This window comes from Streptomyces sp. NPDC053560, from assembly GCF_044544605.1.
GTDB lineage: Bacteria > Actinomycetota > Actinomycetes > Streptomycetales > Streptomycetaceae > Streptomyces.
The window spans coordinates 298,773-317,863 of sequence record NZ_JBITXI010000005.1; the positions used below are offsets into that span (position 1 = coordinate 298,773).

Sequence of the window (19,091 nt, forward strand, 5' to 3'; positions counted from 1 at the left end):
ACTCCGGCGTCTACACCTTCCTTGTGAAGGTGAGTTGGGCGAAACGGCAGCTACACAGAAGGCCATTAACGGATTTCACCAAGCAACAGCAAGGTCCATTAGTTGAGAACCGGATTACGGGAACCGCAGCCATGCCCGTTTTGCGGGGGTTCAAAATTTTCCCGTCGGTGTCCGTTATTCGGACTCCGGACCGTCTCCAGGCGCCGCGAGCGGCCTCGCGGCGCTTGTCCGTTCCCCCTCCCCTCCCCCGGCCGGACGAGTCACCCCGGCCAGACGAGTCACCCCGGCCAGACGAGCGACTGCAGCTCGCTGTACGCACGCAGCGCGTAGGAGCCGACGTCGCGGCCCACGCCGCTCTGCTTGAAGCCGCCGAACGGGGCCTCCATGTTGCGGCCGACGGTGTTGATGCCGACCCCGCCGGCCCGCAGCCGGCTAGCCACCCGGAAGGCCCGCGCGACGTCGCCGGACCAGACGTAGTCGATCAGCCCGTAGTCGCTGTCGCCGGCGAGCGCGACGGCCTCCTCCTCGTCGTCGAAGGGCAGCACCGCGACGACCGGGCCGAAGATCTCCTCCCGGACGATCCGCATCCCCGGAGCGCAGTCCGCGAAGAGGGTGGGGGCGACGTACCAGCCGCGGTCCAGCGCCGGGCGCTCGCCGCCTGCCACGAGCCGGGCGCCCTCCTTGCGGCCGAGTTCGACGTACGACTCGACGCGGTCGCGGTGGGCGGCGGAGATGACCGGGCCGACGACCGTGTCCCGCTCCCTCGGGTCGCCCACCTTCAGGGCCCCGGCGTACCGCGCGAGCCCCTCGACGAGCCGCTCGTACACGCCCCGCTGGGCGAGCACCCGGGTGGGCGCGGTGCAGATCTGGCCGCTGTAGAAGGAGAAGGTGGTGCCGATGCCGGCCACGGCCGCCGACAGGTCGGCGTCGTCGAAGACGAGTGCGGCGCCCTTGCCGCCCAGCTCCATGAGCTGGCGTTTCATGCCGCGGCCGCACACCTCGGCGATGGCCCGGCCGACCTGCGTACTGCCGGTGAAGCTGACCATGTCGACGTCCGGCGCCGCCACCGCCGCCTCCCCGGCTTCAGGGCGCGAGCCGGTCACCACGTTCACCACACCCGGTGGCGCCCCGGCCTCCGCCAGCGCCTCGGCCATCCGCAAGACCGACAGCGGGTCCTGGGGCGCGGGTTTGACGAGGACGGTGTTGCCCATGGCGAGGGCCGGTGCGATCTTGCCCGCCGGGTTGGCCCAGGGGTTGTTGTAGGAGGTGATGCAGGTGACGACGCCGACCGGGCGGCGGACGGCGAGGGCGCCGAGGACCGCCGCCCTCCCCATCGGTCCGGCCGGGTTGACCTGCGGGGGAAGTGGTTCCTCGACCGGTTCCAGGGCGCCGCGGGCGTACCGCTCGAACCGGGCGGCGCCCACCGCGACCTGCATGCCCCGCGCGGTGGCGGTGGTCGCGCCGGATTCCGCGCGGGCCAGTTCGGCGTACGGTCCTGCCCGGTCCCGGATGATCTCCGCGGTGCGGGCCAAAATCCTGGCGCGTTCCTCGGGGGCGGTGCGCGACCAGCCGTCGAACGCCTCGCGGGCGGCGGCGGCCGCCGCGTACACCTGCTCCCGGCTCGCTTCGGGGGCGTGGCCGACGGTCTCTTCGGTCGCCGGGTCGGTCACTTCGTAGTGGCCGTGGTCCGGTGCCACCCAGCGGCCCCCGATGTACAGCCGCTCGCCGTCCGTCACCGGGTGCTCACCGTCTCCGTGTCCCGTCCGGAGCGCAGCACGGTGCCCGGTACGGCGCCGGTCGGCTCGTCGTCGCGCAGGGTCTGCACGCCGTTGACGCGTACGCTCACCACGCCCAGCGCGCGGGAGTCGAGCCGGGGGCTGTCGCCGGGCAGGTCGTGGACGAGGGTGGCGGGCCCCGCGTCGATGCGTGCGGGGTCGAAGAGGACGAGGTCCGCGTGGTACCCCTCGGCGATCCGGCCGCGGTCGCGCAGTCCGAAGAGGCGTGCGGGGGCGTCGGTGAGCATCTGCACGGCGCGTTCGAGGCCGACGAGCCGGCGTCCGCGCAGGCAGTCACCGAGGAAACGGGTGGTGTAGGGGGCGCCGCACATCCGGTCCAGGTGGGCGCCCGCGTCGGAGCCGCCGAGCAGGACGTCCTCGTGTTCCCAGGTCTGCCGGCGCAGTTCCCAGCTGTCCGGGTCGTTGTCGGTGGGCATGGGCCACAGGACGGTGCGGAGGTCGTCGGCGGCGCAGATCTCGACGAGGCAGTGGAAGGGGTCGAGGCCGCGTTCGGCGGCGATGTCGCGGACGACGCGGCCGGTGAGGCCTTCGTTGGCTGGTGAGTAGGTGTCGCCGATGACGTACCGGTCGAAGTGGGCGAGCCGCCGGAAGACGCCGGCTTCCTTGCTCCGCGCGCGGCGCAGCATGTCCTCGCGTACGGCGGGGTCGCGCAGTTTCGCGATGCGTTCGGGTACGGGCAGGCCGAGGATCTCGCCCCAGCCGGGGATGAGGTTGAGGGCGCAGAAGGTGCCGAGGGACATGTTCATGGGCGTGAGGATGGGCATGGTGAGGGCGACGATGCGGCCGCCTTCCTTCCGGGCCCGTTCACTGGCGAGGAGCTGGCGCGGGACCCGTTCCGGTACCGCTGCGTCGATGGTGAGGACGTTCCAGTTCAGGGGCCGTCCGGCGGCTGCCGACATGGCGACGAAGAGGTCGATCTCGGCGTCGCTGAACTGGTCCAGGCAGCCGGCGACGATGGCTTCGATCTGGGTGCCTTCGTGGTCGGCGACGGCGCGGGAGAGGGCGAGGAGTTCGTCGGGGCCGGCGTGCCGGGAGGCGACGGGTTCGCCGTCGCCGTCGGAGTGCGAGGAGGACTGGGTGGTGGACAGGCCCCAGGCGCCCGCGTCCATGGCCTCGTGGAAGAGGCGGAGCATCTCCTCCAGCTGCCCGGGTGTGGGCTGTCCGCCGACGGCGTCGGCGCCCATGACGTGGCGGCGCAGTGCGCAGTGGCCGACCATGAAGCCGGCGTTGACGGCGGTGCGGCCTTCGAGGGCGTCGAGGTAGTCGCCGAAGGTGTGCCAGTTCCAGGGGGCGCCCTGTTCGAGGGCGACGAGGGACATGCCTTCGACCTTGCTCATCATGCGCCGGGTGTAGTCGGCGTCCTCGGGGCGGCCGGGGTGCAGCGGGGCGAGGGTGAAGCCGCAGTTGCCGCCGACGACCGTGGTGACGCCGTGGTGCATGGAGGGGGTGGCGTAGGGGTCCCAGAAGAGCTGCGCGTCGTAGTGGGTGTGGGGGTCGACGAAGCCGGGGGCGAGGACGAGTCCTGTGGCGTCCTCACTGGTGCGGGCGGGTTCGGCGACCGTGCCGGGTTCGGCGAGTACGGCGATCCTGCCGTCGCGGATGCCGAGGTCGGCCGGGTGCGCGGGGGCGCCGGTGCCGTCGACGACGGTGGCGCCCTTGATCAGGTGGTCGAGCATGGTGCCGGTCCTCCTCTCGGGCAGGGGGCGGGTCAGCCGGCCGCCCGGCGGAAGCGGGTGGTGCGGTGCACGGGGTCGGTGTCGATCTTCGGGATGACGTGTTCGCCGAGCAGCTTGATGGTGGTGAGGGTGTCCTCGCGGGAGACGCCGACGGGCAGGCCGAAGGAGAGCTGGTCGGCGCCGGCCTGTTCCCAGCGCTTGCACTGGCGCAGCACCTCGTCCGGGTCGCCGCAGATCATCAGTTCCTCGGCGATCAGCAGCTCGATGATCTCCTCGGTGTAGTCGGGGAGGAGTTCGGGCCACTCGGGGATGCCGTCGGGCCGCGGGAAGGTGTCGTGGTAGCGGAAGAGCAGCGACTGGAGGTAGTTCAGGCCGCCGTTGACGGCGATCTCGACGGCTTTCTGGTGGGTCTCGGCGCAGATCGCGGTGGAGGTGACCATGACGTTGTCGTTGATGAAGGCGCCTACGGGTTCGGCCTCCTGGATCGCGGACTTGTAGGACTCCAGGACCCATTCCATGTCGGAGACCTTCTGGACGCTGAAGCCGAGGACGCCGAGGCCCTTCTTGGCGGCCATGGCGTACGAGGAGGGGGACCCGGCGGCGTACCACATGGGCGGGTGTCCCTTGCCGTACGGCTTGGGGAGGACCTTGCGGGGCGGCAGTTCCCAGTGCTTGCCCTTGAAGCCGACGTACTCGTCCTGGAGCCACATCTTGGGGAACTCCGCGATGGTCTCCTCCCAGAGTTCCTTGGTGTGGTTCATGTCGGTGACGCCCGGCATGAAGCCCAGGATCTCGTGGCTGCCCGCGCCGCGTCCGGAGCCGAACTCGAAGCGGCCGCCGGAGAGGTGGTCGAGCATGGCGACCTTCTCGGCGACCTTGACGGGGTGGTTGACGGGGGCGAGCGGGTTGAAGATGCCGGAGCCGAGGTGGATGCGTTCGGTGGCGTGTGCGAGGTAGCCGAGGAAGACGTCGTTGGCGGAGAGGTGGGAGTACTCCTCCAGGAAGTGGTGCTCGGAGGCCCAGGCGTACTTGAAGCCGGACCGGTCCGCCTGGATGACGTACTCGGTCTCCTCGATCAGTGCCTTGTGCTCCGCCTCCGGGTCGGCCGCCGCACGCGCCGCCGGAACGTATCCCTGTACAAAGAGCCCGAATTCCAAGGGGTCCACCCTCCTCGTTTTTCTGACGCTCCGTCAGATTTATTGCGTCGACTGTTCCACCGGCGACCGGCCCGGTCAATACCTGACGAACCGTCAGCCCGGCCCTTGGAAGAGGCAGTGCCTCAGAAGAGCCCCACACCCGCCAGCCAGCCGCCGTCGACGACGAACGGCTGCCCGGTGATGTACGAGGAGTCGGCACAGGACAGGAACAGCGCCAGCCTGGCCACCTCCTCGGGCCGCCCGGCCCGCCCCAGTGGCACGAGCTTCCGGTACAGCTCGTCCATCGCCTGCTGGGCGGCGGCCGGGTCCGCCGCCGGGTCGAACGCGGCCGGATTGGTCATCGGGGTGTCCACGGCCCCCGGGCACACCGCGTTCACCCGGATCCCGCGGGGCGCCAGCTCCAGCGCGGCGACCCGGGTCAGCCCGAGGACGGCGTGCTTGCTCGCCGCGTAGGCGCCGACCAGCGCCATACCGGTGAGTCCGGTGTAGGACGAGGTGTTGACGATCGTGCCGCCGCCGGCCGCCCCGATCTCCGGCGCTACGGTACGGATGCCCAGGAAGCAGCCGGTCTGGTTGACCTGGACGATCTCCTGGAACTCCGCCAGCGGTGTCCTGGTCAGCTCGTTGAAGCGGAGGATCCCGGCGTTGTTGACCAGCCCGTCGATCGCGCCGAAGGCGTCCTTGGCGGCGGCGACGGCGGCCGTCCAGTCGTCCTCGCGGGACACGTCCAGATGCACGTAGCGCGCGGTGTCCTCGCCCAGCTCCTTCGCGAGCGCGCCGCCCTGTTCGTCCAGCACGTCCGCGAGGACGACCCGGGCGCCCTCGGCCGCGAACAGCCGCGCCTCCTGCTCCCCCTGTCCGCGCGCGGCGCCGGTGATCACGACGACCCGCCCGTCGAGCTTGCCCATGCCTGCACTCCTCGGTGGGGTCAGCCGGCGAGCAGCGGGGCCACGTCCGCCCCGAAGGCCGCCATCTGGTCGGTCAGCTCGTCACGGCTCCGGCTGCGGAAGCGGAGCTGGATCTGGTGCACGCCGAGCGCGCCGTACTCCCGCAGCGAGGCGGCGATACGTTCCGGCGGCCCGGTCAGCGTCCATTTGCCGGTGTCCCAGGCGGGCTCGCCCACGTACACGGGCTCGGCGATGGCGCCGATCACCACCGGGTCGGTCACGCCGGCCCGCTCGCGGAGCGCGGCCAGCTTCGCGATCTGTCCCGGCAGCCGGTCCCTGCGGTCGCCCTGCGGCAGCCAGCCGTCGCCGCGCTCGGCGGCCCGGCGGACCGCGGCCGGGGAGGAGCCGCCGACCCACAGCGGGGGACGCGGCGTCTGGACCGGCCGCGGCGACTGCCCCAGCCCCTCGAACGGGAACCGCTCCCCCGCGAACTCCGGGAACTCCTCGGGCCCCAGGGCCGTTTTCAAGGCATCGACCGTCTCGTCCAGCACGGCTCCCCGGCCCTCGAAGTCCACCCCCAGCGCCTCGAACTCCTCCCGTACGTGCCCGGCGCCGACCCCGAGGATCAGCCGTCCGCCCGAGAGCCGGTCGAGCGTGGCGTACTGCTTCGCCGTGAGCAGCGGGTGCCGCAGCCCGACCACCGCCACATGGCTCAGCAGCCGTACGTGCTCGGTCACGGCGGCAAGGTGCGCCAGGGTGGCCACCGGGTCGTACCACACGGTGCTCATCGCCCCGGCCAGCCGGCGCGGGATCGCCACGTGCTCGCAGCAGGCGATGTAGGCGAAGCCGTGCCGGTCGGCGGTCCTGGCGATCTCCACCAGGTCGGCGGGGCCCGCGGCCGCCTCCCACGCCTCGGTGTAGAGCGTGCTCTGCGACTGCACGGGCAGCTGCATGCCGTACACCAGGCGGCCCTCGGGCGGCCGCCAGACCTGCCCGGGTGCTGCCGCCGGGGCGGTCACCGGGCCCCCGGCCCCGGCCAGCGGCCGTCCGGCGTCAGGCCCAGCAGCTCGATGGCGTTGCCGCGGACGATGCGCTCGACGACGTCCGGGGCCAGGTGCCCCATCTGGGCCTCGCCGACCTCCTTGGACTTGGGCCAGGTGGAGTCGGAGTGCGGGTAGTCCGTCTCGTACAGGACGTTGCCGACGCCGATCGCGTCGAGGTTCTTCAGGCCGAAGGCGTCGTCGAAGAAGCAGCCGTAGACGTGCTCGGCGAAGAGCTCGGAGGGCGGCCGGAGGACCTTGTCGGCCACCCCGCCCCAGGCGCGGTTCTCCTCCCAGACCACGTCGGCGCGCTCCAGGATGTAGGGGATCCAGCCGATCTGCCCCTCCGCGTACATGATCCGCAGGTTCGGGAAGCGCTCGAACTTGCCGCTCATGAGCCAGTCGGTCATCGAGAAGCAGCAGTTGGCGAAGGTGATCGTGGAGCCGACGGCGGGCGGTGCGTCGGCCGAGGTGGAGGGCATCCGCGACGACGAGCCGATGTGCATGGCGACGACCGTGCCGGTCTCGTCGCAGGCCCGCAGGAAGGGATCCCAGTAGTCGGTGTGGATGCTGGGCAGGCCCAGGTGCGGCGGGATCTCGCTGAAGCAGACGGCGCGCACCCCGCGGGCCGCGTTGCGCCGCACCTCCTGGGCGGCGAGTTCGGCGTCCCACAGGGGGATGAGGGCGAGCGGTATGAGCCGGCCCTGCGCCTCGGGGCCGCACCACTCCTCCACCATCCAGTCGTTGTAGGCGCGCACCCCGAGGAGGCCCAGCTCGCGGTCGGACGCCTCGGTGAACGTCTGGCCGCAGAAGCGCGGGAAGGTGGGGAAACACAGCGCCGACTGGACGTGGTTGACGTCCATGTCCGCCAGCCGCTCCGGCACGCTGTACGAACCGGGGCGCATCTGTTCGTAGGTGATCCCCTCCAGCCTGATCTCGTCCCGGGAGTAGCCGACCGCGGTGTCCAGGCGGGTGAGGGGTCGGTGCAGGTCCTCGTACACCCACCAGTCGGCGAGCGGCCCGTCGTCGCCCGGCGCGCCCATCTTCGGGGCGAACTTTCCGCCCACAAAGGTCATTTCCTTCAGGGGCGCGCGCACGATGCGCGGGCCGGTGTCGCGGTACTTCGAGGGCAGCCGGTCCCGCCAGACGTGCGGGGGCTCCACCGTGTGGTCGTCCACCGAGATGATCCTCGGGAAGGTTTCCGGGGTCTCCGTGTGCATCGCCATGCGCCTCACGGTAGCGCCGATCTGACGAACCGTCAGCTATCGGGAAGCGGACGATTTCCCTCCGGGGAGCGGCCCGACGTCCGGCCCCGGCAAGCCTTCCGCCCCGGTGGATCACAAGAGGAGGGATTGTGCACAGACCTGACCCCTACTGACGCAGGGGCCGCCGACAAGGCAGACTGGCCGATGCGAACGAGATGCACAGGCAGGGGGAGACCATGGACGAGAGTCCGGGGCAGGGGCAGCAGCTCCGCTTCACCGTGCTCGGTCCCGTACGGGCCTGGCGGGGCGGCACGCCGCTGGCGGCCGGCACCCCGCAGCAGCGTGCCCTGCTCGCCGCCCTGCTGCTGCGCGGCGGACGCACCGCGACCGCGGCCGAACTGGTCGACGCCATCTGGGGCGACGAGCCCCCGCACGCGGCCCTCGCAGCGCTGCGCACCTACGCCTCCCGGCTGCGGAAGGCGCTGGGCGACGACGCCGACGCGCTGGTGAGCGAGTCCGGCGGCTACGCCCTCCAGTCCGACCCGCCGGGCGCCCTCGACCTCGACCTGGACCGCGCCGAGGCCTTCGCGGCAGAGGCCGAGAAGGCCCGCGCGAGCGGCGACCGCTGCCGCGCCCGTGACCTGCTGGTCTCCGCCCTCACCCTGTGGGACGGCGAACCGCTCGCGAGCGTGCCCGGGCCGTACGCGGAGAACCAGCGCACCCGCCTGGAGGAGTGGCGACTCTCCCTCACCGAGGCCCGCCTCGACCTCGACCTGGAGCTGGGCAGCCACGCCGAGGCGGTGTCCGAGCTGACCGCGCTCACGGCCGCCCACCCGCTGCGCGAACGGCTCCGCGAACTCCTCATGCTCGCGCTGTACCGCTCTGGACGGCAGGCCGAGGCGCTGGCCGTCTATGCCGATACCCGCCGTCTGCTCGACACCGAGCTGGGCGTCGAACCCTGCGCCTCCCTCGCTGAACTGCACCAGCGCATCCTGCGCGCCGACGCCGGCCTGGAGGCGCCCAGCCCGCCGCCGGAGGAGCACACCGGCGCGAGCACCGCCGTCCTGCGCCCCCGGCAGCTCCCGGCCACCGTCGCGGACTTCACCGGGCGCGCCCCCTTCGTCGCGGAGCTGGGCGCCCAGCTCGCCACCGCCGAGGGCAGCGTCATGGCGGTCTCCGCGCTCACCGGCATCGGCGGCGTCGGCAAGACCACCCTCGCCGTCCACGTCGCGCACGCCGCGCGCGAGCACTTCCCCGACGGCCAGCTCTACATCGACCTGCAGGGCGCCGGCCACACCCCCGCCGAGCCGGAGGCCGTGCTCGGCGCGTTCCTGCGCGCGCTCGGCACCCCGGACTCCTCCATCCCCGACGGGCTGGAGGAACGGGCCGCGCTGTACCGCTCCACGCTCGCCGGGCGCCGCGTGCTGGCGCTGCTGGACAACGCGCGGGACTCCGCCCAGGTACGGCCGCTGCTGCCCGGTACGGAGGGCTGCGCCGCGCTGATCACCAGCCGCGCCCGCATGATCGACCTGGCCGGTGCCCACCTCATCGACCTCGACGTGATGAGCCCCGAGGAAGCGCTGACGCTCTTCACCCGCATCGTCGGCGAGGAGCGGGTCGGCGCCGAACGCAAGGCCGCCATGGACGTCGTGGGCGCCTGCGGCTTCCTGCCACTGGCCATCCGCATCGCCGCCTCCCGGCTCGCCTCCCGCCGCACCTGGACCGTCTCCGTACTGGCCCGCAAGCTCGCCGACGAGCGCCGCCGCCTGGACGAGCTGCGCGCCGGCGACCTGGCCGTCAAGGCCACCTTCGAGCTGGGGTACGGGCAGCTGGAGCCGGTGCAGGCCCGCGCGTTCCGGCTGCTGGGGCTGGCCGACGGCCCCGACATCTCGCTGGCCGCCGCGGCGGCCGTGCTGGACATGGACGTCGACGCCGCCGAGGAACTGATCGAGTCCCTCGTCGATGCCTCGCTCCTCGAATCCGCCGCCCCCGGCCGCTACCGCTTCCACGACCTGGTCCGCCTCTACGCGCGTGCATGTGCCGAGCGTGACGAGCACCCGCCGTCGGAGCGCGCCGCGGCCCTCTCCCGCCTGCTGGACTTCTACCTGGCCTCGGCGGCCCGCATGTACGCGCTGGAGCGCCCCGGCGACCGGCTCGTGGACCACATGGAGAGCACCCGCTACCCCGGGCTGGCCTTCGAGGACCGCGCGGTGGCCCTGGAGTGGCTGTTCAGCGAGGCGGGCTGCCTGCTGGCCTGCGCGCAGCAGTCCACCGGCGCCGACACGGTACGCCGCGCCGCCGACCTGCTCCTGCTCACCAAGGACCTGGCCGAGTCCGGTGCCGACGCGCGCCAGCACGACCAGGCCAACATGACCGTCCTCGCCGCCGCCCGGGCCCTCGGCGACCAGCACGCCGAGGCCCGTATCCACACCTCGCTCGCCTACATCCGCACGCTGGCCGGGCGGCTGGACGACGCCGACGACCACGCCAAGTCGGCGATGCTGCTCGGGCTCGCGACGGACGACCCGATCTCCTCCTCGTACGCGCCCAACGACCGCGGCATCATCGCGGGCGCACTGGGCCGGCACGACGACGCCGAGGCGTACCTCAGCCAGGCGCTGGTGGCCTTCCGCGACGACCGCAACCAGCAGTCCGAGGCCAGCGCGCTGTGCAACCTCTCGCGCGTGCACCTCGACACCGGGCGGGTGGACAGCGCCATCGAGCTGGCCGAGGAAGGCGTCGCGATCTACCACAGAATCGGCGCCACCCGGCGGCTGGCCAACGGCATGTACGCGCTGGCGCTCGCCTTCACCGCCGCCGGACGTCTGGACGACGCGGCGCAGCAGCTCAACGCCGCGCTGACCATCTTCCAGGACAGCCGGCAGCCCTTCTGGGAGGGCATGACGTACTTCCGGCTGGCCGAGGTCGACCTGGCGGCCCAGCGGCCGGCCCGCGCCGCCAACTACGCCGAGCAGGCCCTGACCGCGCTGCGCGGCGTCGGTGGCGAGCTCTGGCGCGCCAACGCGCTGACCACGCTGGGGCGGGCGCTGAGCCAGGTCGGGCACACCGGCCGGGCCCGGGTGTGCTGGCAGGAGGCGCTGAGCGTGTACGAGCGGCTCGGCGCGGCGGAGAGCACTCAGGTGCAGCAGCTGCTCTCCCCGGCCGCCGTCGCCTGACCGGTCATCACCCCAGGTCGGCGACGTAATCGCCGCCGTTTATCGATCGTTCATCGCCGCGCGTCACTCTTCTACGTACCGATCCGCCGCCTCGGGGGGCAAGCGGCTCGGTATCGAGGCCCCACCGTATGGTGTTCGGCCCTTGGTTCACCCGTCCGGCGACCCACGGGGGAGTCGCCGGGCCGGTGGACCGCAAGCGCCCACACACAGGAGTTGATCACTGTGAGCACCGAGAAGAAGGTTCCGCGTACAGGCGACAAGGACGTCATCAAGCCGCTCGACAGCCACCGGCCCATCATCGGCGAGGAGGTCGCCACGATGGGCGACAGCCACCGGCCGATCATCGGTGACGACGTGCTGGCGGCGCACGACGCCCCGCGCCCGGTCGCGGCGGACGGCAACGGCACGCTGGCACCGCAGGACAGCCACCGGCCGATCGCCGAGCCGAAGCTGGAGCACTGATCTCGCGTACGGCCCGCTGAACCACAACCCGGGGGATCGCAGGGGCCGGCTCCGACGGCAAGGAGGGGATGCCGTCGTAGCCGGTCCCTGCGGCATGTCCGGGTACGGGACGGCCGCTCGGCGGAACGGCATGACCGGTCAAGGGGGACGCATCATCTGACGCTCCGTCAGTTCTGCTGCTACAGTCGCGCCACATCCGTCCCGTCCCGACCCTTGCCGGGAGGCGCGCCGTGCAGGACTCCGCTCCGATACGTACGCTCTGGGAACTGGTCGAGCGGCGGGCCGCCGCTTCGGCCGACGCGGTGATGTTCTACGAGGCGGACGGGCGGACCGTCACCTTCGGGGAGGCGCGGCAGCGGGCGCTCCGCGCGGCGGCCGGCTTCCGGGAGCTGGGCATCGAAGCGGGGACGCGGGTGGCGTGGCAGCTCCCGACCCGGATCAGCACGGTGCTCGCCTCGCTCGCGCTGGCCCGGCTGGGGGCCGTGCAGATACCGGTCATTCCTCTGCACCGGGAGCGCGAGGTCGGCTTCGTACTGGCCGAGTCCGGCGCGGAGTTCTTCCTGGTGCCGGGCGTGTGGCGGGACGTCGACTTCGCGGCGCTGGCCCGCCGGGCGGCGCCGGAGGGGACGCGGACCGTCGTCGTGGACGACGCGGCGGGGCTGCCCGAGGGCGACCCGGCCGCCCTGCCGGATTTCCCGCCGGGCGGCTTCCGGCGGCGGGCGGACGCGCCGGAGCCCGCCTCCTGGATCTACTACACCTCGGGGACGACGGCGGCACCGAAGGGCGTGCGGCACACGGACGCCTCACTGATCGCGGGCGGCGCCGGGCTGGCGGCCGCGATCGGGATGTCGGCCTCGGACATCGGGTCGATCGCCTTCCCGTACGCGCACATCGCGGGACCCGACTACGTCGTCGCCATGCTGGTCAGCGGGTTCCCGGCGGTGGTATTGGAGACGTTCGCGCCGGGCGCGGCGGCCGATACGTACGCGCGTCTCGGCGTCACCATGGCGGGCGGCAGCACCGCCTTCTACCAGGCCTTCCTGGACGAGTCGCGGCGGCGCGAGGGGGACGCGAAGCTGATCCCGTCGCTGCGCGTGCTCTCGGGCGGGGGCGCGCCGCTGCCTCCGGAGCTGTACGCCGCGGCCGGCCGCGAGCTGGGCTGCGCTGTGCTGCACGGGTACGGGATGACGGAGTGCCCGATGATCACGATGGGCGCACCGCACGACAGCGACGAGCAGCTGGCGCGGACGGTGGGGCGGCCGGTGCCGGGCGCCGAGGTGCGGATCGCCGGGCCGGACGGCCGGGCGCTGCCCGGCGGGGAGACCGGGGAGGTGACGCTCAAGGGGCCGATGCTCTTCCAGGGGTACACGGATCCGGCGCTGACGGCCGCCTCGTTCGACGCCGGCGGTTGGTTCCACACCGGCGATCTGGGGTTCCTGCGCGCGGACGGCCATCTCGTACTGACCGGGCGGCTGAAGGACATCATCATCCGCAAGGGCGAGAACATCTCGGCCCAGGAGATCGAGGACCTGGTGCACGGCCATCCGGCGGTGGCGGAGGCGGCGGTCGTCGGACTGCCGGACCGGGAACGCGGGGAGCGGGTGTGCGCGGTGGTCACGCTCGCGGACCCGGGCGGACCGCCGCTGACCCTGGAATTGCTGACGGATCATCTGCGGCGGTCGGGGCTGATGACGCAGAAGCTGCCGGAGCAGCTGGAGGTCACGGATGCGCTGCCGCGCGGCGGCCCGCTGGGCAAGGTGCTGAAGAACGTCCTGCGGGAGCGGTACGCGGACAAACCCGTTACCGACCAGGGCAGGTTCACAATTGGAAGTTGACATTCCGGGTGTTTCCGACGTGACCGCCGGTAAAACGGAGTGATCTTGTCCACACGGAATGCCGCTTTCCCACTTCCCCGTGCGAAAGGTCACTTGGTGGGTAACATCGCGGCGGCGATCAGGTGTTCGCACACCGTCGTCAAGCCGCCCCCCACACGAGGAACCCGATGACTTCCATACCGGCGACACTGTTCTGGTGCCTGGCCGCAGGCACGGCCGCCGCGGTGGTGATGATCTTCTTCCTGGTCCGTGGCCGGCAGCACGGCCAGGCCCTGCGCCGGCACCTGGCCACGGCCGAGGCCCGCGCCTCCGCCGCCGAGCGCGGTCACACCGAGATCGCCGCGCAACTCCGCGCCACCGAAGCCGAGATCCGCCACCTCGCCGAGGCCCGGCTGCCCGACCTCGCCACCGCCCTCGCCCACCCGCACGTCAAGGTCCGCGGCCTGAACGACCCGCGCTTCACGGGCACCGACCTGGACCAGGCGCTCACCGGGGCCCTGGACCAGCTCTCGCAGGCGGTCACCAAGGAGCGGGCCCGGGTGGACGAGGCGGCGCAGGCCGCGATGCGCGGCGCCACCACCACCATCCAGGCGCTGCTGTACCGGCTCCAGACGCTCCTCCAGGAGATGCAGCACCGGTACGACGACCAGGCCGTCGCCCAGGACCTGCTGCAGGCCGACTTCCTCAACGAGCAGGCGCTGCGCCGGGTGCAGACCACCGGCGTGGTCTGCGGCGCCTGGCCGGGGCTGACCCGCGACGACTCGCACCTCGCCGACCTCGTGGTCGGCTCCATGTCGCGACTGCGCGGCTACGAACGCATCCAGGTCAGCAACCTGCTGCGGGACCCGGTCGGCGTGGTCGCCCGCGCCGTCGAGCCGGTCGCCGTCGCCCTCACCGAGCTGCTGGCCAACGCGCTGCACCACTCCCACCACGAACTGCCCGTCGCCGTCACGCTCCAGCAGGGCAACCGCGGCGCCTCCGTCATCGTCGACGACTACGGCATCGGCATGCACCGCGACGAGGTCGAGCACGCCATGCGCCTGCTGGGCGGCGGGGAGCGGGTACTGCTCACGGAGCTGGGCGACCCGCCGCGGTCCGGTTTCGCGGCCGTGGGCCAGCTGGTGCGGCAGTACGGCTTCACGGTGCACGTCGAGTCCTCGCCGTACGGCGGCGTGCGGGCGGTCGTGTACATCCCGGGCGACCCGCTGCTGACGCTGATGAACCAGGACACCCAGCCGATGTCGGTGATGGCGCCGCTGCCGCCGCAGATGATGCGGGCGCACTCGACGCCACTGACACCGCCGCAGGCCGCACCGCTCACGGCACCCACAGCGGGCGCCACTCCGGTGACCGCGGGAGAGCACATGTCCGCACGCGCCCCGGAGGCTGCCATGGAGCGCACGCCCACTCGTACGCCCGCCGATACGCCCGAGCGCGCGCCGGAGGCCGAGCCTGCGCGTGCGCCGGAGTCCCTGGACGTCCGTACGCCGGACCCTGCGCCCGCTCGTACGCCCGAGCACGGGCCCGCTGCCGCGCCGGAGTCCGCGACCGACCCGGCGACCGGACTGCCGCGCCGCCGGCGCCGCCGACCCTCCGCCCCACACGAACCCGCTCTCCCCCGTACGGAACCCGTCGCCGAGCGCAGCCCCCAGGAGTCCGCCAACCGCTGGGCAGCCCTGCAGCGCGGCACCCTCTCCGGGCGGGCCGAAGCCGATAACCGCATTCCGCGCCCCGAAGGGAACGACCGAGCATGAGCACCCCCGTCCGCCGCCGCGTCACGCAGGACCAGTCCTGGGTGCTGGCGCCGCTACTGGAACTGCCGCACGTCCTGCACGCGGCCGTCATCTCCGGCGACGGCTTCATCGAAGGTTCCTCGCCCGGCCTCGCCCGCGAGGCGGCCGAGGGCGTGGCCGCCATGATGTCGGCGCTCCAGGGCGCGGGCCGCGCCGTCACCGCCGCGTTCACCGGCCAGGACGACGCCAAGCTGCGGCAGACCGTCGTGGAGTCCGAGGAGGGCTGGGTGCTCGCCATCCCGGCCGGCGAGAACACCTGCCTCGCGGTCTTCGCCGCGCCCGACGTCAACATGGGCGTCGTCTCGCACCAGATGCAGGTGCAGGTCGCCACGCTCGGCGCGAAGGCGATGAGCTCGCCGCCGCGGGAGACGGGCTCGTCCGCATGACGCCCCGCCAGAGCAACCGGCGTCTCGTACCGGCCTATCTGGCGACCGGCGGCCGCGCCCGCCCCAGCCGCAACACCCTGGACCGGCTCACCGTCCTGTACGGCGCCACCGTCACCGCGCCCGCCGAGCTGCGCCCCGAAGCGCTCCGCCTCCTGGCGCTGCTGCGGCCCGGCGCGCTGACCCTCGCCGAGACCGCCTCGCACCTGCGGCTGCCGGTCAGCGTCGTGAAGGTCCTGGTGGCCGACCTCGTCGACGCCGGGCACCTGCACGCCCGTTCCCCCATCCCCGAAGCCGAACAGATCGACCGGCAGATTCTGGAGAGGGTCCTCGATGGACTCCGCACTCTCAAGTCCTAGCGCAGCGGGCGGCACCGACAGCGCCGCCGAGGGCGCCATGTACCTGTCCGGCACCGACCAGACCCTGGTGAAGCTGCTGGTCGCCGGCCCCTTCGGCGTCGGCAAGACCACGTTCATCCGGGCCCTGTCGGAGACCCCGCCGCTGCACACCGAAGAGGTGATGACGCAGACCGGCGCGTTCGTCGACAACCTGGCCGGGGTACGCGACAAGACCACGACCACCGTCGCCATCGACTTCGGGCGGATCACGCTCGCCGGCGACCTGGTGCTGTACCTCTTCGGCACGCCGGGCCAGAAGCGGTTCCGGCCGCTGTGGCAGGACATCGCGCGCGGCGCGGTCGGCGCGCTGGTCCTGGCCGACACCCGCCGACTGGCCGACTCCTTCGAGGTCATGGACATCATCGAGGAGGCCGGGCTGCGGTACGCGGTGGCGGTCAACGCCTTCCCCGACGCGCCGGCGCACCCCGTCGAAACCCTGCGCGACCACCTCGACCTGCACGACGACACCCCGCTGGTGGTGTGCGACGCGCGCGACCGCGACCAGTCCCTCGACGCACTGATCGCCCTGGTCGGGCACGTCCTGGACCACACGCCCGGAGACACCGCATGACCTCCCCCCACGAGCCCGGGGCCCTGCCGCCCGAGAACCACGCGTACGGGACGGGCGCCCCGCCGCCCGAGTACGGGACCGGCGCGCCGCGGCCCGCGTACGGGTCCGGCGCGCTGCCACCCGAGAACGCCGCTCCCGGCGGAGCCGAGCCGCCCCCCGGCTGCCCCGCGCACGGCGGTCCGGCGCACAGCGGCGGCACCGCAGCCCCGTTCCCGCCCCAGGCGTCCCACGCCGCGCCCTACGACCCCGCGCAGGACATCGTGCGGCTGTACGGACCGGACTTCGCGGCCGATCCGCACGGCATCTACGAGCTGCTGCGGCGGCAGGGGCCGGTCGCGCAGGTCGAGATCGCGCCGGGCGTGCCCGCGATGCTGGTCACCGACTACCGCGCCGCGCTGGAGCTGCTGAACGACGAGGCCACCTGGTCCAAGGACTCCCGGCCCTGGATGCCGACCGTGCCGGCGGACTCGCAGGTCATGCCGATGCTCGCGTGGCGGCCCAACGTGTTCTTCAGCGACGGCGAGGCGCACGACCGCTACCGCAAGGTGATCACCGACAGCTTCGCGCTGATCGAGCCGCACGAGCTGCGCTCCTACGTGCGCGGCGCGGCGGACCAGCTGATCAGCCGGTTCGGCGCCGAGGGCCGGGTCGACCTGATCTCCCAGTACGCGCGCAGCCTGCCCCTGATGATCTTCAACCGGGTCTTCGGGCTCCCCGACTCCTACAGCGACCGGCTGATCTCCGCCCTCGCGGACATGCTGGACGGAGCCACGCCCGAGCAGGCCGCGAAGGCCAACGAGAACTTCACGGGCTACATCATGGAGCTGGTGGCCGCCAAGAAGGAGCGCCGCGGCCCCGACCTCACCTCCTGGTTCATGGACCACCCCGCCGGGCTCACCGACGAGGAACTGATCCACCAGATCGTCATCACCATGGGCGCCGGGCACGAGCCGACCACCAACCTCATCGGCAACGCGCTCGCCCGCATGCTCTCCGACGACCGGTACTACGGCACCCTGTCCGGCGGCGCGCTCACCGCCCGCGACGCCATCAACGACGTGCTGTGGAACGACCCGCCGCTCGGCAACTACTCCGCGCACTACCCCCGCCGGGACGTCTTCTTCCACGGCACCTGGATCCGCGCGAACCAGCTCACCCTGGTCTCCTACGCCGCGGCCAACGCGCAGTTCGGCACCACGCCGCTGGAGCAGCCCCGCGCGGGCGGCGGCGCGCACCTGTCCTGGGCCGCCGGGCCGCACGCCTGCCCCGTACGCCCCACCGCGCTGCTCATCGCGACCACCGCGATCGAGCGGCTCACCGCCTGGCTCTCCGACATCGAACTCACGGTGCCGTTCGAGCAGCTGGAGTGGCGGGTCGGCGCGTTCCACCGCGCACTGGCCGCGCTTCCGGCCCGCTTCACCCCTCTCACCCCCGATCAGGCAGGAGCTACCCCATGGGACAGCAGCCCGTCGTCATCGACCCGGCAGGCACCGACCTCCCCGGCGAGGCCGCCCGCCTCCGCGCGATAGGCCCGGCGGCGCTCATCGAGCTGCCCGGCGGCATCCAGGCCTGGTCGGTGGGCGGGCACGGCCTGCTCAAGCAGCTGCTGGCCGACCCGCGGGTGAGCAAGGACCCGCGGCAGCACTGGCCGGCCTGGCGCAACGGCGAACACCACGACAGCTGGCTGCAGTCCTGGGTCGGGGTGACCAACATGTTCACCGCCTACGGCACCGACCACCGCCGGCTCCGCAAGCTGGTGGCGCCCGCCTTCACCGGACGGCGCACCGAGGCCATGGCCCCGCGCGTCGAGCGGATCACCAAGGAGTTGCTGGCGGACCTGGAGGCGGTCCCCGCCGGCGAGCCGGTCGATCTCATCTCCTCCTACGCGCTCCCCCTTCCGATGCGGATGATCTGCGAACTCTTCGGCATTCCCGAGGAGTCCCGGGTCGAGGTCGGTTCGGTCATCGACGAGGTCATGGACACCTCCGCGACCCCGGAGCAGGCCTCCGCCACCGCCGCGAAGATCGCCGCCGTGCTGGGCGACCTGATCGCGCTGAAGCGGCGCGAGCCCGGTGACGACATGACCAGCGTGCTGGTCTCCACCCGCGACGACGACGGCTCCCGCCTGGAGGAGCGGGAACTGCTCGACACCCTCCTGCTGGTGATCGGCGCCGGCTACGAGACCACCGTCAACCTCATCGGCAACGCCGTCCACGCCCTGCTCGTCCACCCCGAGCAGCGCGCCCTGCTGGCCGAGGGGCGGGCCGGCTGGGACGACGTCATCGAGGAGACGCTGCGCTGGGCGCCCAGCATCGCCAACCTGCCGCTGCGGTACGCCGTCGAGGACATCCCGCTGCCGGACGGCACGGTCATCCGGCAGGGCGACCCGATCCTCGCCGCCTACGCCGCGGCCGGCCGGGACCCCGAGCGGCACGGGCCGGACGCGGACACCTTCGAGCTGAGCCGCGCCGACCGCGAGCACCTCGCCTTCGGCCACGGGGTGCACTACTGCCTGGGCGCGCCGCTGGCCCGGATGGAGGCGCGCGCCGCCCTGCCCGCGCTCTTCGAGCGCTTCCCGGACCTGGAGCTCGCGGTGCCCCCCGAAGAGCTGCGGGCCACCGGCTCCTTCATCGGCAACGGTCTCCAGTCGCTCCCGGTACGCCTCAGCCGCTGACGGATCGCCGCAGCCGGTGGCCGGTCCGTCTCAGCCGC

The 19,091-nt window shown here is 72.6% G+C and carries 15 protein-coding genes; 9 read left to right on the forward strand and 6 right to left on the reverse strand.

The window, feature by feature from the left end; all coding sequences use genetic code 11:
- Positions 1–278: 278 nt before the first annotated feature.
- The 6 genes from ACIGQF_RS13965 to ACIGQF_RS13990 form a co-directional block, all read right to left on the reverse strand.
- Positions 279–1,736 (reverse strand): aldehyde dehydrogenase family protein, encoded by a 1,458-nt coding sequence (locus ACIGQF_RS13965; protein WP_399709483.1) that lies wholly within the window; start codon positions 1,734–1,736, stop codon positions 279–281.
- Positions 1,733–3,472 (reverse strand): amidohydrolase family protein, encoded by a 1,740-nt coding sequence (locus tag ACIGQF_RS13970; protein ID WP_399709486.1) that lies wholly within the window; start codon positions 3,470–3,472, stop codon positions 1,733–1,735. Before ACIGQF_RS13970 ends, ACIGQF_RS13965 begins: the two co-directional genes overlap by 4 nt.
- Positions 3,473–3,504: 32 nt before the next feature.
- Positions 3,505–4,629, reverse strand: coding sequence for an LLM class flavin-dependent oxidoreductase (locus tag ACIGQF_RS13975; RefSeq protein WP_399709489.1), 1,125 nt, complete (start codon positions 4,627–4,629; stop codon positions 3,505–3,507).
- Positions 4,630–4,751: 122 nt separating this feature from the next.
- Positions 4,752–5,537 carry an SDR family NAD(P)-dependent oxidoreductase gene (locus ACIGQF_RS13980; RefSeq protein WP_399709493.1) on the reverse strand — a complete coding sequence of 262 codons (786 nt, stop codon included), beginning with the start codon at positions 5,535–5,537 and terminating at the stop codon, positions 4,752–4,754.
- Positions 5,538–5,557: 20 nt separating this feature from the next.
- Positions 5,558–6,469: a TIGR03619 family F420-dependent LLM class oxidoreductase gene (locus ACIGQF_RS13985; protein ID WP_399710142.1), complete on the reverse strand. Its 912-nt coding sequence runs from the start codon at positions 6,467–6,469 to the stop codon at positions 5,558–5,560.
- Between the two features lie 62 nt (positions 6,470–6,531).
- Positions 6,532–7,776 carry an amidohydrolase family protein gene (locus ACIGQF_RS13990; RefSeq protein ID WP_399710144.1) on the reverse strand — a complete coding sequence of 415 codons (1,245 nt, stop codon included), beginning with the start codon at positions 7,774–7,776 and terminating at the stop codon, positions 6,532–6,534.
- Positions 7,777–7,997: 221 nt separating this feature from the next.
- On the opposite strand from ACIGQF_RS13990, the gene ACIGQF_RS13995 reads away from it, so the two are divergent.
- The 9 genes from ACIGQF_RS13995 (at position 7,998) to ACIGQF_RS14035 (ending at position 19,053) form a co-directional block, all read left to right on the forward strand.
- Positions 7,998–10,937, forward strand: coding sequence for a BTAD domain-containing putative transcriptional regulator (locus ACIGQF_RS13995; RefSeq protein WP_399709496.1), 2,940 nt, complete (start codon positions 7,998–8,000; stop codon positions 10,935–10,937).
- Positions 10,938–11,159: 222 nt separating this feature from the next.
- Complete coding sequence (locus tag ACIGQF_RS14000; protein WP_399709499.1) at positions 11,160–11,399, forward strand: hypothetical protein; 240 nt, start codon at positions 11,160–11,162, stop codon at positions 11,397–11,399.
- Positions 11,400–11,629: 230 nt separating this feature from the next.
- Complete coding sequence (locus ACIGQF_RS14005) at positions 11,630–13,234, forward strand: class I adenylate-forming enzyme family protein (RefSeq protein ID WP_399709502.1); 1,605 nt, start codon at positions 11,630–11,632, stop codon at positions 13,232–13,234.
- A 167-nt stretch (positions 13,235–13,401) separates the two neighbouring features.
- A complete protein-coding gene (locus tag ACIGQF_RS14010; RefSeq protein ID WP_399709505.1) occupies positions 13,402–14,988 on the forward strand; it encodes an ATP-binding protein in 1,587 nt (528 codons plus the stop codon).
- Positions 14,985–15,413 carry a roadblock/LC7 domain-containing protein gene (locus ACIGQF_RS14015; RefSeq protein WP_361558448.1) on the forward strand — a complete coding sequence of 143 codons (429 nt, stop codon included), beginning with the start codon at positions 14,985–14,987 and terminating at the stop codon, positions 15,411–15,413. The genes ACIGQF_RS14010 and ACIGQF_RS14015 overlap by 4 nt, the downstream gene beginning before the upstream one ends.
- The gene (locus tag ACIGQF_RS14020) at positions 15,410–15,769 is read left to right on the forward strand and encodes a DUF742 domain-containing protein (RefSeq protein WP_361558445.1); all 360 of its coding nucleotides are present in this window, start codon (positions 15,410–15,412) and stop codon (positions 15,767–15,769) included. The genes ACIGQF_RS14015 and ACIGQF_RS14020 overlap by 4 nt, the downstream gene beginning before the upstream one ends.
- A 37-nt stretch (positions 15,770–15,806) precedes the next feature.
- The gene (locus ACIGQF_RS14025; protein WP_052864697.1) at positions 15,807–16,379 is read left to right on the forward strand and encodes an ATP/GTP-binding protein; all 573 of its coding nucleotides are present in this window, start codon (positions 15,807–15,809) and stop codon (positions 16,377–16,379) included.
- Entirely contained in the window at positions 16,376–17,908 is a 1,533-nt protein-coding gene (locus tag ACIGQF_RS14030; RefSeq protein ID WP_399709510.1) for a cytochrome P450, read from the forward strand. Before ACIGQF_RS14025 ends, ACIGQF_RS14030 begins: the two co-directional genes overlap by 4 nt.
- On the forward strand, positions 17,833–19,053 hold the full coding sequence (locus tag ACIGQF_RS14035; RefSeq protein ID WP_399709513.1) for a cytochrome P450: 1,221 nt from the start codon (positions 17,833–17,835) through the stop codon (positions 19,051–19,053). The genes ACIGQF_RS14030 and ACIGQF_RS14035 overlap by 76 nt, the downstream gene beginning before the upstream one ends.
- The last annotated feature ends 38 nt before the right edge of the window (positions 19,054–19,091 follow it).

What these genes read in the sequence shown, in the direction of transcription:
- ACIGQF_RS13970 (WP_399709486.1), bottom strand. Translation starts at nt 3,472, where the DNA reads ATGCTCGACCACCTGATCAAGGGCGCCACCGTCGTCGACGGCACCGGC.
- ACIGQF_RS13980 (WP_399709493.1), bottom strand. Translation starts at nt 5,537, where the DNA reads ATGGGCAAGCTCGACGGGCGGGTCGTCGTGATCACCGGCGCCGCGCGC.
- ACIGQF_RS13985 (WP_399710142.1), bottom strand. Translation starts at nt 6,469, where the DNA reads ATGCAGCTGCCCGTGCAGTCGCAGAGCACGCTCTACACCGAGGCGTGG.
- ACIGQF_RS13990 (WP_399710144.1), bottom strand. Translation starts at nt 7,776, where the DNA reads ATGCACACGGAGACCCCGGAAACCTTCCCGAGGATCATCTCGGTGGAC.
- ACIGQF_RS13995 (WP_399709496.1), top strand. Translation starts at nt 7,998, where the DNA reads ATGGACGAGAGTCCGGGGCAGGGGCAGCAGCTCCGCTTCACCGTGCTC.
- ACIGQF_RS14010 (WP_399709505.1), top strand. Translation starts at nt 13,402, where the DNA reads ATGACTTCCATACCGGCGACACTGTTCTGGTGCCTGGCCGCAGGCACG.
- ACIGQF_RS14015 (WP_361558448.1), top strand. Translation starts at nt 14,985, where the DNA reads ATGAGCACCCCCGTCCGCCGCCGCGTCACGCAGGACCAGTCCTGGGTG.
- ACIGQF_RS14020 (WP_361558445.1), top strand. Translation starts at nt 15,410, where the DNA reads ATGACGCCCCGCCAGAGCAACCGGCGTCTCGTACCGGCCTATCTGGCG.
- ACIGQF_RS14025 (WP_052864697.1), top strand. Translation starts at nt 15,807, where the DNA reads ATGTACCTGTCCGGCACCGACCAGACCCTGGTGAAGCTGCTGGTCGCC.
- ACIGQF_RS14030 (WP_399709510.1), top strand. Translation starts at nt 16,376, where the DNA reads ATGACCTCCCCCCACGAGCCCGGGGCCCTGCCGCCCGAGAACCACGCG.
- ACIGQF_RS14035 (WP_399709513.1), top strand. Translation starts at nt 17,833, where the DNA reads ATGGGACAGCAGCCCGTCGTCATCGACCCGGCAGGCACCGACCTCCCC.